We start from the raw sequence: 17,383 nt of genomic DNA on the forward strand, positions 1-17,383 counted from the left end.
CGGGCCAGGGCACGACGGTCGGCCCGGGGCTACTCGCGGTGGACCGCCGTCACCGTCCCGACACCCTTCGACTGGCCCTCGCGGAAGACGAACCGCTGGCCCTCCTCGACGAGGTAGGGTCGGAACTTGAACCGGACGCGGGCGTGGCCGGTGTCGCCGGGGAGCAACTGCCCGTCGGTCGGGTGGAACACGGCGGCTTCGCTGACGGTCTCGACGTGGACGACGGGTTCGTAGCCGTCGCCGATTCGCGTCGGGTGGTTCAGCACCATCACGTCGGCCTCGAACTCGCGGACGGTGGCGGGGTCGCTCTCCCGGGGGACGAGCGCCATCCCGCGGGAAATCTCGGACTCGTTGACGCCCTTGAGCGCGATGCCGACGATGCGGCCGGCGGTCGCCTCGTCGACCCGGTGGTAGTGCATCTCGATGGAGCGGACCTCCACCTCGCGCCAGTCCCCGCCGGGCATCGGCCCGAGCAGGAGTTCGTCGCCGGCCTCGACCTCGCCGGACATGATGGTGCCCGAGGCGACCGCACCGACGCCGGTGACGGAGTAGGTCCGGTCGACGTACATCCGGAAGTCGCCGTCGGCGCCGGCGGTCTTGGGGAGGCGCTCGAACAGTTCGTCGAGGGTGTCGAGGCCGTCCATCGTGACCGCGCTGGTGGTGACGATGGGAACGACGGTGTCGCTTATCTCCTCGACGGCGGCGTCGACGCCGTGCCGGTCGACCCGCAGCGGCGTCTTGTCGACCTCGCGGAGGAGGCGCTCGACATCGCGTTCGACCTCGATCAGGCGCTCGTCGTCGACGAGGTCCTGTTTCGTGATGGCGACCATCGTCGGCAACTCGGTGGCGAGCAACACGCCGAGGTGCTCCCGGGTCGTCTTCGTCGGCCCGTCGTCGGCCGCGACGGTCAACAGGCCGTAGTCGAGTTTCTGCCCGACGAGCCCCCGGATGGTCGTCCGAAGCCAGGGTTCGTGCCCCACGGTGTCGACGAACGACACCAGGCGGTCGGCCTCCTCGACGACGCGGGCACGGTCCTGCTTGCGGTGCGGGTTGTCCATGTGGACCGCCGTCCCGTCGTCGTCGAACCCGTACACCGCGTAGGAGAGGTCGGCAGAGAGGCCGCGTTCGACCTCGTGGGGCTTCACGTCGAGGTATCCCCGGGTACCCCCGTCGCCGTCGTCGGACTGCCCCGTGACGAGGGACCCGACGAGCGTCGACTTGCCGTGGTCGACGTGTCCGGCCGTGCCGACGACGATGTGACCGTCGTCCGTCTCGAGGACGCCACCCTCCCGGATGGAGGCGACGCCGACGATGCCGCGGTCACCCCTGCCGTCCGAGTCGCCACCGACGCCCCACGTCTGGACGTCCTCGATGTGTGCCCCGGCCTCCTCGGCCAGCAGGCTCAGCACGTCCATGGACTCGGAGAACACGTCGGGTTCGATGCCGGCGAGGCCCCCGTCGTCGGTGACGCCGACGACGTACATCGCCTCGCCGTCGCCCGAGAGGACGCGGTGACGGAGCTGGGCCGCGAGACTCTCCCGTCGACCGTCGACGAGGTGGACGTCCTTCGTGAGCCGTTCCTTGAACTCGACGTTCTCGCCCTCCTGCTCGCCGCGTTCGAGGGCGCGCTCCAGCACGGCCCTGTCGGGGCTCATGGTGTCGGGTTAGCATACCGAAGGCAAAAGGCTTCCCGGTTGTGCGAAGGGTTACCACGATAACACTCGGAACTCCGAAATCGTGCTCGGGCACGCCCGCGACGGCCGAGGACCACCCGCCCGGTGGCGGTCGACCGGAACCACGCGAGCAGCCAGACTCCCCTATCGTCTCCCGGTCACCACCGCGAGGCCTAGTCCTCCGAGAGCCGGTCGTAGGCCGCCGTGACGCGCTTGAACGCCTCCTCGTCGCCGTCAGCCGTGTCCGGGTGGACCTCCTTGACCTTCTCGCGGTAGGCCTCGCGGATGGTCGCCTGGTCCGACCCCTCGTCGAGTCCCAGTCGGTTCAGGGCCTCCCGTCGGGTCGGACCGTCCCGCGGCCGGGCAGTCCGGCGTCCTCGTCGGCTCCCCGCCGTCCGGCCACCGGTGGCGGAGCGCCCCGCCCCGGCAGCGGCCCTGGCCCGCCGTCGTCGCTCCTCGGCCGCCTGCCTGGCCTCGCGGGCGAACCGACTCTGTGGCCCGTTCGGACCCTCCCCGTCCGCCGCCCGGCGCTGGGACCGGAAGGCGTCCCGGTAGGTGCCCGCCTCGACGCGCTCGCGCAACTTGCCGCTGGCCTGGAACCAGAACAGGTACGTCGCCAGTCCGAGCGGCATGGCGACGCCGAGTACGAACAGCTCGTGGGTGACGAAGGCGACGACGGCGAGTACCGTCGTCAACCCGGCGAACACCGCCGCCAGACCGAACAACAGCGGGGAGTCTCGCACGTGCGCGGATACGGACCAGTCCGGCAAATATCTCTCGGTGGCCTGCAGGTGCCGAGTGCCATCGGCTACACACTGAAGGGCCGCGGCGTGCTAGTTCGACCATGAGCGTCGAAACCCTGTGCCAGATCTGTGAGGCCGAACCGGCGACCGAGCAGTGTCGTCGGTGTGGCGCGCTCGTCTGTTCCCGGCACTACGACGAGGACGACGGCCTCTGTCTGGACTGTGCCAGTCAGGTCGACTCGCCGGGCGACGAGAGCGACGCCTACGAGTTCTGACCCGTGCGGTCCGACGGCGACGGCGTCACCGGTACCGGTTCAGCCGTTCCCTGAGTCGCTTCGCGGCCTGTCCGGCCGCCCCGAAGAACTCCTCCTCGGTCCGGGCGTTCTCGCCGGCGAAGATGATGCCCCGCGAGGAGTTGACCAGGCCGACGCCGACGCCCGCCCGGGGACCGTCCGTCTCGTCCTCGTCGAGCGTCGACAGGCCGTACTCGACGGCGGCCTCGGCGTCCCCGCCCTGTGCGCCCACACCGGGGACGAGGAACGGGAGGGACGGCACCTGCTCGCGCACCTCGGCCAGTTCGTCGGGCGTCGTCGCGCCGACGACGAGGCCGACGTTGCCGTGTTCGTTCCACAGGTCGGCCATCGCGGCCACGCGCTCGTACAGCGTCTCGCCCGAGGCGAGTTCGAGGTCCTGGAAGTCCTGGCCACCGGGGTTGGAGGTCCGACAGAGCACGAACACGCCCTTGTCGGCCCGTGAGAGGAACGGGTCCAGCGAGTCCCGGCCCATGTACGGGTTGACGGTGATGGCGTCGACGTGGTCGAGCAACGTCGCGTACTGTCGCGTCGTGTTGCCGATGTCGGCACGCTTTGCGTCCAGCAGGACCGGTACGTCCTTTCCGTGGGCGTAAGCGACGGTCTCCCGGAGCGCCCGCCAGCCGTCCCCGTCCTCGTAGAACGCCGCGTTCGGCTTGTAACAGGCCGCGTGTTCGTGTGTCGCGTCGATGATGCGTCGGTTGAACGCCCACCGGGGCAGGTCGTGGTCCGCGAGGAACTCGGGGATGCGGTCCGGGTCGGGGTCCAGCCCGACCGAGACGACCGTGTCCTGCTCGGCGATCCGAACGGCGAGTCGGTCGAAGAAGTTCATAGCAACCCGTCCGGGGGCGGCTACTAACAAGCTTCCTCATCGCGGTCGTGACGTGACTCGGTCGGCCGGGCGACGGGCGAGCACCAGCGACCGTCTCGCCATCTCTCTTTAAGTCTCGTCCGACCGACGGTTGGCACATGACGGTGTACGAGACCGACGTCCCCGGCGTCGGCCGGAAGTTCGAGGTCGAACTCGACGACGACGAGCGACTCGTCGTGCTCATCCACCACGACGGACGCCGGGAGCTGTTCCACCGGCCGAAGCCCGAGGCCGACAGCAGGCGCATCGCCGACATGGACGGGTCGAGTGCCCGCCAGCTGGGCGCCATCCTGGCCGGAGCGTACTTCCAGCCCCTGGAACTCGACCAGACGCAGGTCCCGCTGGGGGAGGCCATCCTCGAGTGGGTCTCCATCGACGAGACGTCGCCCATCGCGGGGCAGACGCTCGCCGAGAGCGACGTCCGGAACCAGACGGGCGTCTCGGTCATCGCGGTCCAGCGCGACGACGAGACGGTCCCGAACCCGCCGCCCGGGTTCGATATCGAGGCCGACGACGTCCTCGTCGCGCTCGGGACGCGCGAGCAACAGCGAGCACTCCGCGAGTTCGTCGCCGGATAGATGGCGTCCGGACTGCTGTTCCAGGCCGGTCTCGCGATAACCGTCCTCGCCGTCGCGGGGACGCTTGCGTACCGCCTCGGCCAGTCGGTCATCCCGGCGTACATCGTCATCGGCCTGGTCGTCGGCCCGAACGCCCCCGAGGTGGCTGGCCTCTCGTTCTCGGTGCTGGAGCGCCACGAGTTCGTGGACCTCCTGGCCGAACTCGGGGTGGTCCTCCTCCTCTTCTTCATCGGCGTGGAGTTCAGCATCGACCAGTTGCTGGCGAACCGCGACCGACTGGTGGTCGTCGGGGGCATCGACCTCGTGGTCAACGCGGCCGTCGGCGTCGCCATCGGGACCGCGTTCGGGTTCTCGCCGGTCGAGATAGCGTTCGTCACCGGCATCGTCTACATCTCCTCCAGCGCCATCGTCACCAAGTCGCTCATCGACCTCGGGTGGGTGGCCGACCCCGAGGCGGAGGTGGTCCTCGGGACGCTCGTCGTCGAGGACCTCGTCATCGCGGTGTACCTGGCGGTACTCTCGGCGCTCGTCCTCGGAGGCGGCGGCGGCGCGGCCCTCGTCTCGGTCGCCGTCGCGCTGGGGTTCATCGCGCTCCTCGTCGTCGTCGCCCGTGGCGGCACGCCGGTCATCCAGCGCATCCTGTCGGTGGACTCGGAGGAACTGTTCGTGCTCACCACGCTCGGCGCGGTGGCGCTGGTCGGCGGCGTCGCGCTCGAACTCGGCGTCAGCGAGGCGGTCGCGGCCTTCTTCGTCGGGACAGCGGTGAGCGCGACCGACGAGGTCGACCGCGTCGAGCGCCTGCTCTCGCCGGCCCGCGACCTGTTCGCGGCCATCTTCTTCCTCGCCATCGGCTTCCAGACGGACCTGTCCGCACTCGGCGGGACGGCGGTCGCGCTGCTCGCCGTCGCCGTCGTCCTGACCACGGCGAGCAAACTCGCCAGCGGGTACTGGAGTGGGCTCCGATACGGGTTGAGCACGCGACGCGCCCGCCGGGCCGGCATCGCGCTCGTGGCCCGCGGGGAGTTCTCGCTGGTGCTCGCCGCGCTAGCCACCGACGTCGGGACGGGTGACCTGGCCGACGTGATTCCCGCGTTCGCCGTCGGCTACGTGCTGGTGATGAGCGTCCTCGGGACGGTGCTGATGAAGTCGGTCCCGCGGGTCGAAGCGTTCTTCTCGCACTGACCGTGGCGGCTACTCGGCCGCTGCCGCGGCGACCAGCACGTCGCCGGCGCGCTTGACGGCCGCGCCGGACTCGACGAACAGGACGAGTCGGGGCGGTTCGACGGCCTTCGGTCTGGCGGGCAGGTCGGCGGCCGCGGCGGCCTCGGCCCCGGCGTCGAGGCCGCGCCGGAGTTCGACGCGCACGCGGTCCGGGTGAACGAACGCCCGGGCGAACGCCTCGCCGTCGAGGGTCACGTCGTAGGCCCGCGCACCGTCGACGGTCGGTTCCACGTCCCGGTCGGCGTCGACGACCGCGAACCGGGCGTAGTGTCCGTCCTCGCGGCCGTCGAGTTCCGAAGCGAGCAACTGGGCGATGCGGACGCCGTCGGTGGTGCGTCGCTCGACCATCTCACTCCCCCACGGTCTCCTCGACGGCCTTCGCGCGCACCTCGCTCACGTCGAGTCCCTCCCGTCGCGCGTACACCAGCGCGGCGGCCTCGATGCTCACGCCGAGTCGGCCCTGCAACTGGTTGATGTCGCCGACGGCCTCGTGCTTCTCGTAGCCCGCCGCGACGAGGTCGTCGAGGACCTGCTCGAACGCGGAGCGCGTCGTCAGCACGTCGTCGCCGGGGACGAAGTCCTCCGGGACCGTCACGTCGCCGGGGTCGAACGTCGGCCGGAGCGTGGACTCCTCGCGCTCGAGCAGTCCCTCGCCCGTCGCCACGTCGACCAGCCGTTTGGCCTGGTCCGGCGAGAACCAGTCCCGGTCGAGCGAGAGGGCGACGACGAACTCGTTCTCGGCGAGTTCCCCCTTGCCGCGCTGACGGAACGGTGCGGCGACGGTGACGCGCAGACTCATTGTCTCGTCGCTCGGGAGACGACGGCCTAAACCCTGCGATTCGGGCCGTACCAAGTCGAGCGATTCAAGTAGCTCCTTGGACTCTTCCCGGGTATGCAAGACCAGGGACGCTCCATCCGGAAGCGAACCGGTGGCCGACTCCGACCGATCAAAAAGCGCAAGAAGCACCAGCTCGGTCGCCTGCCCACCGAGACGCAGGTCGGCGAGGGCCGGTTCCGCGTCATCGAGACGCGCGGGAACACGTCCAAGACCCGTGCGCTCGCGACCGACGTCGCCAACGTGAACCAGGGCGGCGAGACGGTCCAGGCGACCATCGAGGACGTCGTCGAGAACGACGCCAACCCCAACTACGTCCGCCGGAACATCATCACGAAGGGCGCCGTCATCGAGACGGACGCTGGCACTGCCCGCGTGACGTCCCGCCCCGGCCAGACCGGACAGGTCAACGCGGTCGCACTCGAGTAACGCGGTCTTCTCCCCGTTCTCAGACCCGGTAGCGACGGGTTCAGGGACGCGGTGCGGCCTTCTGCAGAGCGGTCTCGGCGATGTTGCCGGCGTAGTCGGCGGACCGGGAGAGCGAGTCGACGACCAGGCCGAGCGACTGGGCCGCGTGCGGGTCGCGCTCGCGGAGGAGTTCGTCTATCGCCCGGGTGTGTTCGTCGATGTCCAGTATCTCGCTCCGGGCCGAGTTGGCGAGTCGCGTCGCCTCGTCGCTGTCGTCGGCGAACAGGGCGTCCATCGCGCGTTCGAGGACGGTCGCCGAGTCCTCGTGGAGTTCGCGCAGGGCCTCGGCGACCTCCTCGTCAATCGTCTCCAGGTTCATCGCGAGCGTCGCGATCTTCGCCGCGTGGTCGCCGATGCGTTCGAGCTGGCGGGCCGAGGAGTGGTAGTCGAAGCAGGTCTCGCGCGGGAGGCCGAGTTCCTCGGCGGCGTGTGGCGAGCGAAGCGTCGCACGGAAGATGCGCGAGACGACGAACCAGAGGCGGTCCACGTCGTCGTCGCGTTCGCGAACGTCGCGTGCCATGTCGTCGTCGTTCTCGACGAGGGCGACGACGGCGTCGTTGAGCATGGACTCGGCGATGAGGCGCATCCGGGTGACGGCGTTGTGGATGCTGAGCTCCGAGGAGTCGAGCAGGTCCTGGATGACCACGCTGTCGCTCGTCTCCTCCAGCACCTCGACGCCGACGAGGCTCTGGGTGGCCTGCCGGATGGCGCGTCTCTGGTCGGTCGTGATGCGGTTTGCCTCCAGCGAGATGATGTCGAAGCCGGAGACGTACATCGTCATGACCGCCCTGGTCAGTTGCTCGCCCTCGAGGTCGGAGACGTCGAGCGTGCCCTCGGTCCGACCGGTCTCGCTCTGTGGCGTCAGCAACAGGGAGTCGTCCTCGGGGTAGAACTCGACGGTGGTCCCGGCCGAGACGCCGTTGTCGGTCGCCCACGACTTCGGGAGCGAGACGGTGAACGTCGAACCGCCGGTGACCTGGACCTTCCGGGTTTCCATGGCGGTGTGTCGGGGACGGGAGAAAATAAAAGTGCCCATCTCTATATATTCGACCCGGCGGCGAAGGAACGTCGTACCAGCGTTGGAGCCGTGACTGCGTCCGTCCGGGGTGCCGAGGCCGCCACGTCGACGGAACACCTGGACCGGCGTCCTCGTGTACGCCTCGCCCCGTCGAGAAACGTCGCATTGCAACCTGGACCCTCGGGTATGGCCGGATTATTCCGACACCGTCGGGTGACTAACTTAGGGACCGTTCGGTTGGCGTACGTATCTCTATATATTTATCATAGCAGGGTATTTATTCGGGACGTTCCCTTTCTCAGGTGATGTCAAGCGACTCCGACGGTAGCTTCACCCGGCGGCGGTTCGTCACAGCAGCGTCTGGCACGATTAGCGCGCTCGCACTCGCGGGCTGTACCGAGAACCCGAGCGGTGGGGGCGACGGGAACGGTGGTGGCGGCGGGACCGACGGTGGCGACGGCACCGACGGTGGCAACGGCGGAACGCTCTCCGGCGACATCGACATCGCCGGCTCTTCGACCGTCTTCCCACTCGCCACCGCGATGGGCGAACTCTTCAGGGATGAGCACCCGAACGTCAACATCAACCTCCAGTCCACGGGGTCCGGTGGCGGCTTCGCGAACCACTTCTGTCCGGGCCGGACCGACTTCAACAACGCCTCGCGTCCCATCAAGCCCGAGGAGGAGTCCTCCTGCCAGGAGAACGGCGTCGAACCCGTCGAACTCACGGTCGCGACCGACGCGCTGACCGTCGTCGTCAACAACGACGCGGACTGGGTCGACTGTATCACCACGGAGGACCTCGCGACCATCTGGTCGGCCGAGGAACAGCCCCAGACCTGGGCCGACGTCAACTCCGACTGGCCCGACGAACCGCTCGAACTGTTCGGTCCGTCCGACGCGTCCGGTACCTACGACTACTTCATCGAGGCCATCATCGGCGAGGAAGGCCCGGGTCACCGCCAGGACTACTCCGCGACCGAGCAGGACCGCACCATCATCCAGGGCGTCGAAGGGTCCCAGAACGCGATGGGCTACCTCGGGTTCGCCTACTACAGCGAGAACACCGACCGCGTGAAGGCACTCGGTATCGACGACGGCGACGGCTGCGTCCAGCCCTCCCTCGAGAACGCCAAGTCCGGCGCGTACACGCCGCTCGCCCGCCCGCTGTTCACCTACCCGAAGAAGTCCTCGCTGGCCGAGGAACACGTCGCCGAGTTCGCCCGCTTCTGGATCGAGAACTCGACGAGCAGGGACATCGTCGCCGACCGTGTCGGCTACGTCCCCCTCGACGACAGCCAGCAGCAAGCCCAGCTCGACAAACTCGAGACGGCTATCGAGGAGGCAAATTCGAACTGATAGGTCTCTGAGCGCCCGAACGAAGCGCTTTTTCACCCCCGATTGAAAACGACAGTCAACGCAATGAGCACGGACGACCTGACGAACGACCTTACAAAGAACACCGCGAACGCGCCCCAGGAGTTGCTGACACGAGCGTTCTTCCTCCTGTGTGCGGCCGTCTCGATCTTCACCACGATAGCCATCATCGTGTTGCTGGTGTCCGAGGCGGCGAAGTTCTTCAGCTTCACCGCACCGTTCACGGGCGTCGAGGGCCCGACGGCGTCGGTCGTGGAGTTCTTGACCGGCACCGAGTGGATAATCAACAACGAGCAGTTCGGCGTCCTCGCACTCGTCACCTCGACGCTGATGATAACGTTCGGGTCGGCCCTCATCGCCATCCCGCTCGGCGTCGGGACCGCCATCTACCTCAGCGAGTACGCAGACCCGCAACTCCAGTCCGTGCTGAAGCCGGCCCTCGAGATACTGGCCGGCATCCCGACGGTCGTCTACGGGTTCTTCGCACTCATCTACATCACGCCCGCGCTGCGGATTCCGTTCCCCAGCATCGGGACGTTCAACCTGCTCTCGGCGAGCATCGTCGTCGGCATCATGATCATCCCAATGGTCGCGTCCATCAGCGAGGACGCGATGTCGGCCGTGCCCGACGACCTCCGACAGGCCGGCTACGGGATGGGCGCGACGAAGTTCGAGGTGTCGACGGGCATCGTCGTCCCGGCGGCGCTCTCGGGCATCCTCTCGTCGTTCATCCTCGCGCTCTCGCGGGCCATCGGCGAGACGATGGCGGTCACCATCGCGGCGGGCACACAGGCCAAGTTCCACAACCCGTTCAACCCCGCCGCCTACCTCGACGGCGGGTCGCCCATGACGGCGACGATGGTCAACCTGCTGACCGGCGACATCACGGGTGGCGGCCTCGCGTACCGGAGCCTGTTCGCCATCGGCCTGACGCTGTTCGTGATAACCTTCGCGATGAACGTACTCAGTGAGCTAATCGCACGGCGGTACAGGGAGGAGTACTGAGATGGCGACGGACCAGAAACCGTCTTACGCGGGCGGATTCGGGCAGGTAAGCCGGACGGTCGGGACGGCCTTCCGGTACCTGCTCCTCGCCGCGACGCTGTTCGGACTCGTCGTCCTCGGCATCCTGCTCGTCTACGTCGCCAACGACGCGATTCAGCCTCTCACGGCCGACCCCGGGTGGCACCTCACCTTCTTCCTGACGTTCGTCGTCCCGACGCTGGCGACGGCCGGGTACCTCTACGCCCGCAACGTCGAGGCGCTCAAACTCGGTTCGATGACCATCGGCCTGTTGCTCGTCAGTCTGATGTTCAGCGGCGGACTCGCCATCCTGTTCATCGAGATACTCCCGCCGCTGGTCTGGTTCGCGTACCTCGTCGCACTCGCCGTGCCGACGCTCTTCGCGGTCGGCCTCCGGCGATACAGGAGCGAGGTGCCGTTCCTCACCCGGCTGGCTGCCATCACCGCCGTGTTCTACCTCTCGCTGTTCGGTCTCCCCGGTCCCGTCGGCGGTCTACTCGGACTCCGGCAGGTCGTCCCGAGTCTCGCCAGTTTCATCCAGTCGGTCCCGTTCGTGCCGCTGGACTGGGTCCTGCTGACCGTGACGCTCGGCCTCCCCGTCGCGGCCGTCGTGGGCTTTCACTTCGACCGGGTACTCGACCGGCGGAGCGGTGAGATAGCCGGGCTGGCCGCACTCGGCGCCGTCGCCGCCTCGGCGTTCGTCGGCCCGACCATCGGCGTCGGACCGGTTCCGGCCACCATCCTCGCGTCCATCGCGGTCGTCCCGACCGCGGCGTACGTCGCGAACGGCTACGTCACCCGGCCGGCGGACCGAATCGGCTTCCTCCTCGCATTCGTCGTCGTCGCCGGCGCACTCGCGGGCGGGGTCCTCGTCGACGCGCTCGGGTTCGCCGGGCCGCAGTCCTGGGTCGACTGGCAGTTCCTCACGAGCAGCCACAGCAACAACGCCGAGGACGCCGGTCTCTACCCGGCCATCGCCGGGTCCATCCTGCTGATGCTCACCGTCGCCGGCCTCTCGTTCCCCGTCGGCGTCGGCGCGGCGCTGTACCTCGAGGAGTACGCACCCGACAACCGGTTCACCCGGTTCATCGACGTCAACATCTCGAACCTCGCGGGCGTCCCGTCCGTCGTCTACGGCCTGCTCGGTCTCGGCCTGTTCGTGACGTACCTCGGACGGAACGCGGGGACCATCTTCGTCGGCGGTGCGACGCTCGCGCTGCTCATCCTCCCAATCGTCATCATCTCGTCGCGGGAGGCCATCCGCAGCGTCCCCGACGAGATGCGACAGGCGTCCTACGGGATGGGCGCGACGAAGTGGCAGACGGTGAAGAACGTCGTGCTCCCGCGGGCGTTCCCGGGAATCCTGACCGGGACGATACTGGCGCTCGGTCGCGCCATCGGCGAGACGGCACCGCTCATCATGATCGGGGCGCCGAACGTCCTGTTCTCGTTCCCGTCGGAACTCTCCTCGAAGGTGAGTGCGATGCCCCTGCAGGTGTACAGCTGGGCGAGTTACTTCGCCACCGACGCCTTCTACGAGAAGGCGGTCCCGGCGGGCGTCGTCGTGATGGTGACCGTGCTCCTCGCGATGAACTCCGTCGCAATCGTGTTGCGCAACAGGTATCAGCGTGAAACGTGACCAATGAGCCAAGAGAACATGAGTAACGACAAGGTGGAATCGACGACTACAGACCCGACGGACGACGACATGCTCGTCGAGACTGACGTCGCCGCCGGACTCGACGAAGGGTCTGACGGCCACGCCACGACGCACGAACGGACCATCGTCGAGGCGAAGGACATCAACGTCTGGTACGACGACGCCCAGGCGTTGCAGAACATCTCGATGTCCGTGCCGGAGAACCAGGTCACGGCGATGATCGGACCCTCGGGCTGTGGCAAGTCGACGTTCCTCCGCTGTATCAACCGGATGAACGACCTCATCGACGCCGCCCGCGTCGAGGGCGAACTGTACCTCGGCGACAAGAACGTCTACGACGACGACGTCGACCCGGTCGCCCTCCGCCGGCGCGTCGGCATGGTCTTCCAGAAACCAAACCCGTTCCCGAAGAGCATCTACGACAACGTCGCCTACGGCCTGCGAATCCAGGACGTCGACGGCGACTACGACCAGATCGTCGAGGAGTCGCTCAAGCGGGCCGCGCTCTGGGACGAGGTCAAAGACCAACTCGACGAGTCCGGACTGGACCTCTCCGGCGGGCAACAGCAGCGCCTCTGCATCGCGCGTGCCATCGCCCCCGACCCGGAGGTCATCCTGATGGACGAACCCGCGAGCGCGCTCGACCCCGTCGCGACGTCGAAGATAGAGGACCTCATCGACGAACTCGCCGAGGATTACACCGTCATCATCGTCACGCACAACATGCAGCAGGCGGCCCGCATCTCCGACAAGACGGCCGTCTTCCTCACCGGCGGCGAACTCGTCGAGTTCGACGACACGAAGAAGATATTCGAGAACCCCGAGAACGAACGCGTCGAAGATTACATCACCGGCAAGTTCGGCTGACCGAACACAACTTACATCACCGCTACCTATTCCGTACCAGACATGGCCAGACAAAACTATCAGGACAAGCTCGTAGCGCTCGAAGAGGACGTCCTCTACATGAGCGAGGTGGTCCTCGACCGCCTCCGGACCGCGCTCGCCGCGCTGGAGAACAAGGACGAGGACGCCGCCTGGGACGTCATCGAAGGGGACGACGAGGTGAACGCGCTGTACCTCGACGTCGAACAGCAGTGCGTCGACCTCCTCGCCCTCCAGCAACCGGTCGCGAGCGACCTCCGGTTCATCGCCGCCTCGTTCAAGATAATCACGGACCTGGAACGAATCGGCGACCTCGCGACGAACCTCGGCGAGTACACGCTCGACGCACGCCGGGACGTCTACCCGGAGGTCGACGTGCAGGCCATCGGTAACCAGACCACCGCCATGGTCGAGGACGCGATGGACGCCTACAGCGCCGAGGACACCGACGCCTGCTTCGAGATAGCCGAGCGCGACGACGAACTCGACGCGCTCTGTGAACACGCCAGTCACACCGTCGTGCGCGAACTCATCGAGACGGAGATAGACGACGGCGTCGAGATAGAGACCGTCCTCGAGGACGTCTCGCGGTTGCTGCTCACGATCCGTGACCTCGAACGCGTCGGCGACCACGCGGTCAACATCGCCGCACGGACGCTCTACATGGTCGAGAACGACGACGAACTCATCTACTGACTCGACCGTCGTCCTCCCCCGACGGCCGGTACCGGCCCGTCGGTGGTCTCTCGTGAAGGGGTGCGACGGTTGCGACGCACCTAACTTTCGACCCCGATTGCACTGAACTAAAACGCCTGCCGGGGCGACCGGGCCTAAGTTTTAGATAGTCCGCCTTCGTGATTTACTCTGATGACAGACGCGACAGACGGTCGATGGGTGAAGACTGGACGGGGTGTTCCGCAGTGAGTTCGCTGACGATCGAGACCGAGGACCCGCACGACGCCTACGAGAACCTCCAGGCGATGCTCGACGCCGTGCCGGTCGACCTCTCGCAGGTCACGTCGGTCCGTCTCGAACTCGAGTACGAACCGACTGCGACTTCGGACGGCCGACCCGCCGACGCGACGGCCAGCGATGCGTCGGACGAGCCGGTCGAACCGTCCATCACCGACGCCGAGGGTGGCACCGTCGACCAGTCGGGGACGCAGTCCGGCGCCGACGAACTCACCGAGGCCGCCGAGCAGATATCGTTCCGACAACCCGACCAGGTGGAGACGCAGGACGACCCCGAGTCGATATTCGGCGACCCCGACGACGCCGACGAGAACGACTCCGTCTTCTCCGTCACCGACGGGAACGGCGACGCCGTCACCTTCGAGGAACCCGACCCCGCTGCCGACGCGGGACCGTCCGGGAGCGCCCAGCAGTCCGGTTCCGGGAGCGCCCAGCGGTCGGGGTCCGGGAGCGCCCAGCAGTCGGGGTCCGGGAACCCCCAGCGGTCGGCCACCGACGGACCGACGCCCGGCGAGTCGGGCGACCCCGGGACGGCGAGCCGACAAGCGGACGCGAGGCGCGGCCGCGAGGACGCGGCACCGAACGGTGAGCAGACGCCGAACCAGGGCGCGAGGCCCGGGAGCAGTGGCGGCCCCGCCGGGACGGACGGGCCCTCGGCGCAGACGTACAACAAGGTCATGCGTCTGCTTCAGAACCGCGACTTCCCCATCCAGCGGAGCGAGATAGAGGACGTGGCCGTCGGCGCGTACAACGTCGACCCGGACGAGTGCCGGGCCATCGTCGACACCGCCATCGAGAAGGGCCTCGTCGCAGAGCGAGGGTCGAAACTCGTCGACCCGACCGAGTGAACCACCTGCCGACTCCAGCGTTCCGTTCTCGGGTCGAAACTCGTCGACGGTTCCGTGAGAGACGCGACGGTTCGGAAGGGGTCCGACCGCCGCGTCGGCGGCTTCCGACGGCGTCGTGACTCCTGTGTGGTCAGTTACCGTCGCAGTGGCCGGGGCGGGCTCCGAACCCGCGATCTCCGCATGGCCCAGGTTCGAGGCTCGGCGGGCCTCCAGGGGGCATGCGAGAGCCTTCCAAGGCGGTTACCGCACCGAATCTCAGAAACCCTATGAGTGCGGCGCTATGTCCAGCTAAGCCACCCGGCCTCACCACCTGCTTGCCCGGTGTGAAACTTAAACCTTCTCAACCGGGCGTCGGACTGAGTCGGGGTGACACGACCGATTGCTTGCGAGCACACAGCCCCACGGATTTAAGCCATGGGGTGGTAAACGGGTGTGCATGGACGTTCCGGGTATCGTGGAATCGGCGCTCGAGGACGAGGACGAGGACGTCGCGGCTGAGGTCTCCCTCGGCGGCGAGAACGAACTCTACGTGACGCCGACGCGTACGCTCATCTACCAGTCCGAAGGCTTCCTGAGCGACGAATCGGTCGACGAGTATCCCCACGACGCGAGTCGGATGACGATCACGGAAGGACGACGAAAGACGCGGGTCAGTCTGGAGTACTCCCTCGACGGGACGAAGGAGTTCACCGTCCCGTCGAACGCGACCGAGCAGGTGCTCCATCCCGTCCTCGCGGGCGTGTTGAACGGGAGCGGTGTCACCGACGCCGGCGAGACGGTCACACAGACGTTCCGACTGGACGAGTTGACCCTCGTCGTCACGTCGGAACGCCTCGTCAAGCACGTCGGCGGCGCGGTCTGGGACGAGGACTACGAGGAGTACCACTTCGGCGACGTCACCGGCCTCGACTTCGAGGACGGGAGCGTCGCCACGCAACTGGTCCTCGAGGTGGACGGTCGACCCGAGCGCGTGAAGATATCGAACGACCGGGCGGCCGAGGTCAAGGAGTTCCTCCAGCGTGCGCTCTTCTCGTACTACGGCGTCCGCTCGTTGCAGGAACTCAACGACGCCGTGCGACCGGAGGACGTCGACGAGGAGGAGCGCCCGTCGCCGGTCGACTTCGGCGAAGGCGTCGACCCACTCGACGCGGGTACCACGGTCCAGCCGGACGAGGGCGGGGCCGCCGCCGCGCCGCCGGACGGCCACGAGGGCCAGCAGCCGGGTGCGACGGGCCAGTCCTCCGACCCGCGGACGGAGGCCGTCGGCCAGCGGGACGACGGCGGCCGCGGGCGAGTGGAGGGCGGCCAGAGCGCGTCGGGGGCCACCGGACGGAGCAGGTCCGAACCCCAGTCGAACGCTGCCGACGAGGGGGACGCACAGCGAACCCGAACCGGGCAGGCCGAGACGACGGCCGGGAACACGTCCGCGGACGCGGCCGTCGACGCGGCGGAGGTAGACGAACTCGCCGACGCGGCGTTCGAGGAGGCCGGCTTCGAACCCATGACGGAGACCGACGAGGATGCACTGGTCGCCCGTCTCGACTCGCTCGAACAGCGCGTCGACCGCCAGAACGAACTCCTCGAACGCCAGCACGACGTCATCCAGCAACTCGTCGACGAACTCAGTCGCGGCCGGTGACCTTCCGGACGCACTGGGACCCGAACGGGCCGAGTTCGCCCGCCTCCAGCTGGACGAAGTGACCGGTCGTTATCGACGCACCACAGCGGCGGCACTCGAACTCGCCCTCGCGTCTGACCACGTCGCTCGTCTGGCTGACGAAGCCGCCGCTCCCCGTCGTCTGCACCACGCCGTCCTCGCGCTCGATGACGCCGCGCACGACCGCCGTGTCGAGAATCTCGCGCACGGTCGCCGGGTCGCGCGTGACGGTCTCGATGCGGTCCATCGCCTCGGCGAGTGCGAGTTCGTCGTCCTCCAGTTTCGAGAGGAGTTCGACGCCGAGTTCGACCCGCTCGTCCATCGTCTCGACGTGTTCTCCCGATGCGATTAAGCCTTGCGCGCCGAGGGGACCGAAACACGGTTGGGCCTCGACGTTCGACTGTGGGGCGATGCGATTCGACGTCCGCCGTCGCGCCGCCGTCGGGACACTGCTCGCCGCCACCGTCGTGGCCGCGAGTCTCCTCGTCTCGCCCGACGTGGCGGTCGAGCACGCCTCCGCGGTGGCGACGGACCCTCTCCTGTTCGGCGTCGCGGTCTGCCTGCTCTATCTCCTGCGCCCGCTCGTGGCGTGGCCGGCGACGCTCCTCGCCGTCGTCGTGGGCTACGGCTACGGTGTGGCGCTCGGACTCCCGGTCGCGCTCGCGGGTGCAGTGGTGACCTCCCTCCCGCCGTTCTACGCGACGCGCTGGCTCGGCGGCGGTCGGGACGCGTCGGGCGAGTTCACCGACTACGGCCGGGTCAGGCGCGGGGCCACCGACTACTTCGACGCGGCCGGCGACGTGCGTGGCGTGACTGCGGCCAGACTCGTGCCCATCCCGGCCGACGTCGTCTCCTGTACGGCCGGCGTCAGCGGCATCTCCCTCCGGGCGTTCGTCGCCGGAACGCTCCTCGGCGAACTCCCGTGGACCGTCGCGGCCGTCCTCGTCGGCAGTTCCGCGAACCGGCTGACGACCGACGGACTCGGCTCGGTCGGACTCTCGCTCTCCGTCGCGATGGTCGTCGTCGCGGGCACGTTGCTCGCCCGTCCGGCCTACCGGGCGTACGCCCGGTCCACGGACTAGCGGCCGGCGGGACGGCTACAGGAAGAACGGGTCGGAACAGTCGACGACGACGCCGTGCTGTGGGCAGACGTACTTGCAGTGCCTGTCGAACAGCGGTTCGTCGCACAGCGGACACGTCGGGCCGGCGCGGGCGGGTGCGTCGTCGTCGGTCACGCGCCCGGA

At 68.0% G+C, this 17,383-nt stretch carries 20 protein-coding genes and 1 tRNA gene; 12 read left to right on the forward strand and 9 right to left on the reverse strand.

Going from position 1 to position 17,383, the window contains the following annotated elements; translation table 11 throughout:
* Nucleotides 1-29: 29 nt before the first annotated feature.
* Both ACSC1W_RS06605 and ACSC1W_RS06610 read right to left on the reverse strand, forming a co-directional pair.
* On the reverse strand, nucleotides 30-1,655 hold the full coding sequence (locus ACSC1W_RS06605) for a GTPBP1 family GTP-binding protein (RefSeq protein ID WP_435346144.1): 1,626 nt from the start codon (nucleotides 1,653-1,655) through the stop codon (nucleotides 30-32).
* A gap of 191 nt (nucleotides 1,656-1,846) precedes the next feature.
* Nucleotides 1,847-2,416, reverse strand: coding sequence for a J domain-containing protein (locus tag ACSC1W_RS06610; RefSeq protein ID WP_435346145.1), 570 nt, complete (start codon nucleotides 2,414-2,416; stop codon nucleotides 1,847-1,849).
* 101 nt (nucleotides 2,417-2,517) lie between these two features.
* On the opposite strand from ACSC1W_RS06610, the gene ACSC1W_RS06615 reads away from it, so the two are divergent.
* Nucleotides 2,518-2,691 (forward strand): hypothetical protein, encoded by a 174-nt coding sequence (locus ACSC1W_RS06615; protein WP_435346146.1) that lies wholly within the window; start codon nucleotides 2,518-2,520, stop codon nucleotides 2,689-2,691.
* A gap of 25 nt (nucleotides 2,692-2,716) precedes the next feature.
* On the opposite strand, the gene pyrF is transcribed toward ACSC1W_RS06615, so the two are convergent.
* Nucleotides 2,717-3,559 (reverse strand): orotidine-5'-phosphate decarboxylase, encoded by an 843-nt coding sequence (gene pyrF, locus ACSC1W_RS06620; protein WP_435346147.1) that lies wholly within the window; start codon nucleotides 3,557-3,559, stop codon nucleotides 2,717-2,719.
* A gap of 137 nt (nucleotides 3,560-3,696) precedes the next feature.
* Between pyrF and ACSC1W_RS06625 the strand changes: the two genes are divergently transcribed.
* Both ACSC1W_RS06625 and ACSC1W_RS06630 read left to right on the forward strand, forming a co-directional pair.
* On the forward strand, nucleotides 3,697-4,176 hold the full coding sequence (locus tag ACSC1W_RS06625; protein ID WP_435346148.1) for a cation:proton antiporter regulatory subunit: 480 nt from the start codon (nucleotides 3,697-3,699) through the stop codon (nucleotides 4,174-4,176).
* The gene (locus tag ACSC1W_RS06630) at nucleotides 4,177-5,358 is read left to right on the forward strand and encodes a cation:proton antiporter (protein WP_435346149.1); all 1,182 of its coding nucleotides are present in this window, start codon (nucleotides 4,177-4,179) and stop codon (nucleotides 5,356-5,358) included. It begins immediately after the preceding gene.
* A gap of 9 nt (nucleotides 5,359-5,367) precedes the next feature.
* Here the strand turns inward: ACSC1W_RS06630 and ACSC1W_RS06635 are convergent, their stop codons facing one another.
* Together ACSC1W_RS06635 and ACSC1W_RS06640 are read right to left on the reverse strand one after the other, a co-directional pair.
* On the reverse strand, nucleotides 5,368-5,745 hold the full coding sequence (locus ACSC1W_RS06635; RefSeq protein WP_435346150.1) for a DUF7993 family protein: 378 nt from the start codon (nucleotides 5,743-5,745) through the stop codon (nucleotides 5,368-5,370).
* A gap of 1 nt (nucleotide 5,746) precedes the next feature.
* Nucleotides 5,747-6,196, reverse strand: a complete 450-nt coding sequence (locus ACSC1W_RS06640) for a DUF2240 family protein (protein ID WP_435346151.1) — start codon at nucleotides 6,194-6,196, stop codon at nucleotides 5,747-5,749.
* A gap of 93 nt (nucleotides 6,197-6,289) precedes the next feature.
* Between ACSC1W_RS06640 and ACSC1W_RS06645 the strand changes: the two genes are divergently transcribed.
* Nucleotides 6,290-6,661 (forward strand): 30S ribosomal protein S8e, encoded by a 372-nt coding sequence (locus ACSC1W_RS06645; RefSeq protein WP_435346152.1) that lies wholly within the window; start codon nucleotides 6,290-6,292, stop codon nucleotides 6,659-6,661.
* A gap of 40 nt (nucleotides 6,662-6,701) precedes the next feature.
* Here ACSC1W_RS06645 and ACSC1W_RS06650 read toward each other — a convergent pair whose 3' ends face one another.
* Nucleotides 6,702-7,697 carry a PhoU domain-containing protein gene (locus ACSC1W_RS06650; RefSeq protein WP_435346153.1) on the reverse strand — a complete coding sequence of 332 codons (996 nt, stop codon included), beginning with the start codon at nucleotides 7,695-7,697 and terminating at the stop codon, nucleotides 6,702-6,704.
* Nucleotides 7,698-8,023: 326 nt separating this feature from the next.
* Here ACSC1W_RS06650 and ACSC1W_RS06655 point away from each other — a divergent pair, with 326 nt between their 5' ends.
* From ACSC1W_RS06655 to ACSC1W_RS06680, 6 genes are all read left to right on the forward strand, one after another.
* Nucleotides 8,024-9,076 (forward strand): PstS family phosphate ABC transporter substrate-binding protein, encoded by a 1,053-nt coding sequence (locus ACSC1W_RS06655; RefSeq protein WP_435346154.1) that lies wholly within the window; start codon nucleotides 8,024-8,026, stop codon nucleotides 9,074-9,076.
* 63 nt (nucleotides 9,077-9,139) lie between these two features.
* The gene (gene pstC, locus ACSC1W_RS06660) at nucleotides 9,140-10,099 is read left to right on the forward strand and encodes a phosphate ABC transporter permease subunit PstC (RefSeq protein WP_435346155.1); all 960 of its coding nucleotides are present in this window, start codon (nucleotides 9,140-9,142) and stop codon (nucleotides 10,097-10,099) included.
* A 1-nt stretch (nucleotide 10,100) separates the two neighbouring features.
* The gene (gene pstA / locus ACSC1W_RS06665; protein WP_435346156.1) at nucleotides 10,101-11,756 is read left to right on the forward strand and encodes a phosphate ABC transporter permease PstA; all 1,656 of its coding nucleotides are present in this window, start codon (nucleotides 10,101-10,103) and stop codon (nucleotides 11,754-11,756) included.
* A gap of 3 nt (nucleotides 11,757-11,759) precedes the next feature.
* Nucleotides 11,760-12,644: a phosphate ABC transporter ATP-binding protein PstB gene (gene pstB, locus ACSC1W_RS06670; RefSeq protein ID WP_435346157.1), complete on the forward strand. Its 885-nt coding sequence runs from the start codon at nucleotides 11,760-11,762 to the stop codon at nucleotides 12,642-12,644.
* 42 nt (nucleotides 12,645-12,686) lie between these two features.
* Nucleotides 12,687-13,358 carry a phosphate signaling complex protein PhoU gene (phoU, locus tag ACSC1W_RS06675; protein ID WP_435346158.1) on the forward strand — a complete coding sequence of 224 codons (672 nt, stop codon included), beginning with the start codon at nucleotides 12,687-12,689 and terminating at the stop codon, nucleotides 13,356-13,358.
* Between the two features lie 224 nt (nucleotides 13,359-13,582).
* Entirely contained in the window at nucleotides 13,583-14,482 is a 900-nt protein-coding gene (locus ACSC1W_RS06680) for a hypothetical protein (RefSeq protein WP_435346159.1), read from the forward strand.
* Between the two features lie 146 nt (nucleotides 14,483-14,628).
* On the opposite strand, the gene ACSC1W_RS06685 is transcribed toward ACSC1W_RS06680, so the two are convergent.
* Nucleotides 14,629-14,785 (reverse strand) — tRNA-Met (locus ACSC1W_RS06685).
* A gap of 133 nt (nucleotides 14,786-14,918) precedes the next feature.
* Here ACSC1W_RS06685 and ACSC1W_RS06690 point away from each other — a divergent pair.
* The gene (locus ACSC1W_RS06690) at nucleotides 14,919-16,121 is read left to right on the forward strand and encodes a DUF7115 domain-containing protein (protein ID WP_435346160.1); all 1,203 of its coding nucleotides are present in this window, start codon (nucleotides 14,919-14,921) and stop codon (nucleotides 16,119-16,121) included.
* Here the strand turns inward: ACSC1W_RS06690 and ACSC1W_RS06695 are convergent.
* Nucleotides 16,105-16,461, reverse strand: a complete 357-nt coding sequence (locus tag ACSC1W_RS06695; RefSeq protein ID WP_435346161.1) for a DUF5830 family protein — start codon at nucleotides 16,459-16,461, stop codon at nucleotides 16,105-16,107. The two genes, ACSC1W_RS06690 and ACSC1W_RS06695, sit on opposite strands and share 17 nt — an antisense overlap.
* An 88-nt stretch (nucleotides 16,462-16,549) precedes the next feature.
* On the opposite strand from ACSC1W_RS06695, the gene ACSC1W_RS06700 reads away from it, so the two are divergent.
* Complete coding sequence (locus ACSC1W_RS06700) at nucleotides 16,550-17,221, forward strand: TVP38/TMEM64 family protein (RefSeq protein ID WP_435346162.1); 672 nt, start codon at nucleotides 16,550-16,552, stop codon at nucleotides 17,219-17,221.
* A 15-nt stretch (nucleotides 17,222-17,236) separates the two neighbouring features.
* Here the strand turns inward: ACSC1W_RS06700 and ACSC1W_RS06705 are convergent, their stop codons facing one another.
* Complete coding sequence (locus ACSC1W_RS06705; protein WP_435346163.1) at nucleotides 17,237-17,374, reverse strand: HVO_2523 family zinc finger protein; 138 nt, start codon at nucleotides 17,372-17,374, stop codon at nucleotides 17,237-17,239.
* Nucleotides 17,375-17,383: the final 9 nt, after the last annotated feature.

Origin of the sequence: Haloarchaeobius marinus (assembly GCF_051207415.1) — an archaeon.
Classification (GTDB): Archaea; Halobacteriota; Halobacteria; order Halobacteriales; family Natrialbaceae; genus Haloarchaeobius.

Bases quoted from the DNA above. Each gene is read 5' to 3' on its own strand.
- pstA (WP_435346156.1), top strand. From the start codon at position 10,101: ATGGCGACGGACCAGAAACCGTCTTACGCGGGCGGATTCGGGCAGGTA.
- pstC (WP_435346155.1), top strand. From the start codon at position 9,140: ATGAGCACGGACGACCTGACGAACGACCTTACAAAGAACACCGCGAAC.
- ACSC1W_RS06630 (WP_435346149.1), top strand. From the start codon at position 4,177: ATGGCGTCCGGACTGCTGTTCCAGGCCGGTCTCGCGATAACCGTCCTC.
- ACSC1W_RS06700 (WP_435346162.1), top strand. From the start codon at position 16,550: ATGCGATTCGACGTCCGCCGTCGCGCCGCCGTCGGGACACTGCTCGCC.
- ACSC1W_RS06640 (WP_435346151.1), bottom strand. From the start codon at position 6,196: ATGAGTCTGCGCGTCACCGTCGCCGCACCGTTCCGTCAGCGCGGCAAG.
- ACSC1W_RS06605 (WP_435346144.1), bottom strand. From the start codon at position 1,655: ATGAGCCCCGACAGGGCCGTGCTGGAGCGCGCCCTCGAACGCGGCGAG.
- ACSC1W_RS06690 (WP_435346160.1), top strand. From the start codon at position 14,919: ATGGACGTTCCGGGTATCGTGGAATCGGCGCTCGAGGACGAGGACGAG.
- pstB (WP_435346157.1), top strand. From the start codon at position 11,760: ATGAGCCAAGAGAACATGAGTAACGACAAGGTGGAATCGACGACTACA.
- pyrF (WP_435346147.1), bottom strand. From the start codon at position 3,559: ATGAACTTCTTCGACCGACTCGCCGTTCGGATCGCCGAGCAGGACACG.
- ACSC1W_RS06635 (WP_435346150.1), bottom strand. From the start codon at position 5,745: ATGGTCGAGCGACGCACCACCGACGGCGTCCGCATCGCCCAGTTGCTC.
- ACSC1W_RS06695 (WP_435346161.1), bottom strand. From the start codon at position 16,461: ATGGACGAGCGGGTCGAACTCGGCGTCGAACTCCTCTCGAAACTGGAG.
- ACSC1W_RS06655 (WP_435346154.1), top strand. From the start codon at position 8,024: ATGTCAAGCGACTCCGACGGTAGCTTCACCCGGCGGCGGTTCGTCACA.
- phoU (WP_435346158.1), top strand. From the start codon at position 12,687: ATGGCCAGACAAAACTATCAGGACAAGCTCGTAGCGCTCGAAGAGGAC.
- ACSC1W_RS06645 (WP_435346152.1), top strand. From the start codon at position 6,290: ATGCAAGACCAGGGACGCTCCATCCGGAAGCGAACCGGTGGCCGACTC.
- ACSC1W_RS06650 (WP_435346153.1), bottom strand. From the start codon at position 7,697: ATGGAAACCCGGAAGGTCCAGGTCACCGGCGGTTCGACGTTCACCGTC.
- ACSC1W_RS06615 (WP_435346146.1), top strand. From the start codon at position 2,518: ATGAGCGTCGAAACCCTGTGCCAGATCTGTGAGGCCGAACCGGCGACC.
- ACSC1W_RS06625 (WP_435346148.1), top strand. From the start codon at position 3,697: ATGACGGTGTACGAGACCGACGTCCCCGGCGTCGGCCGGAAGTTCGAG.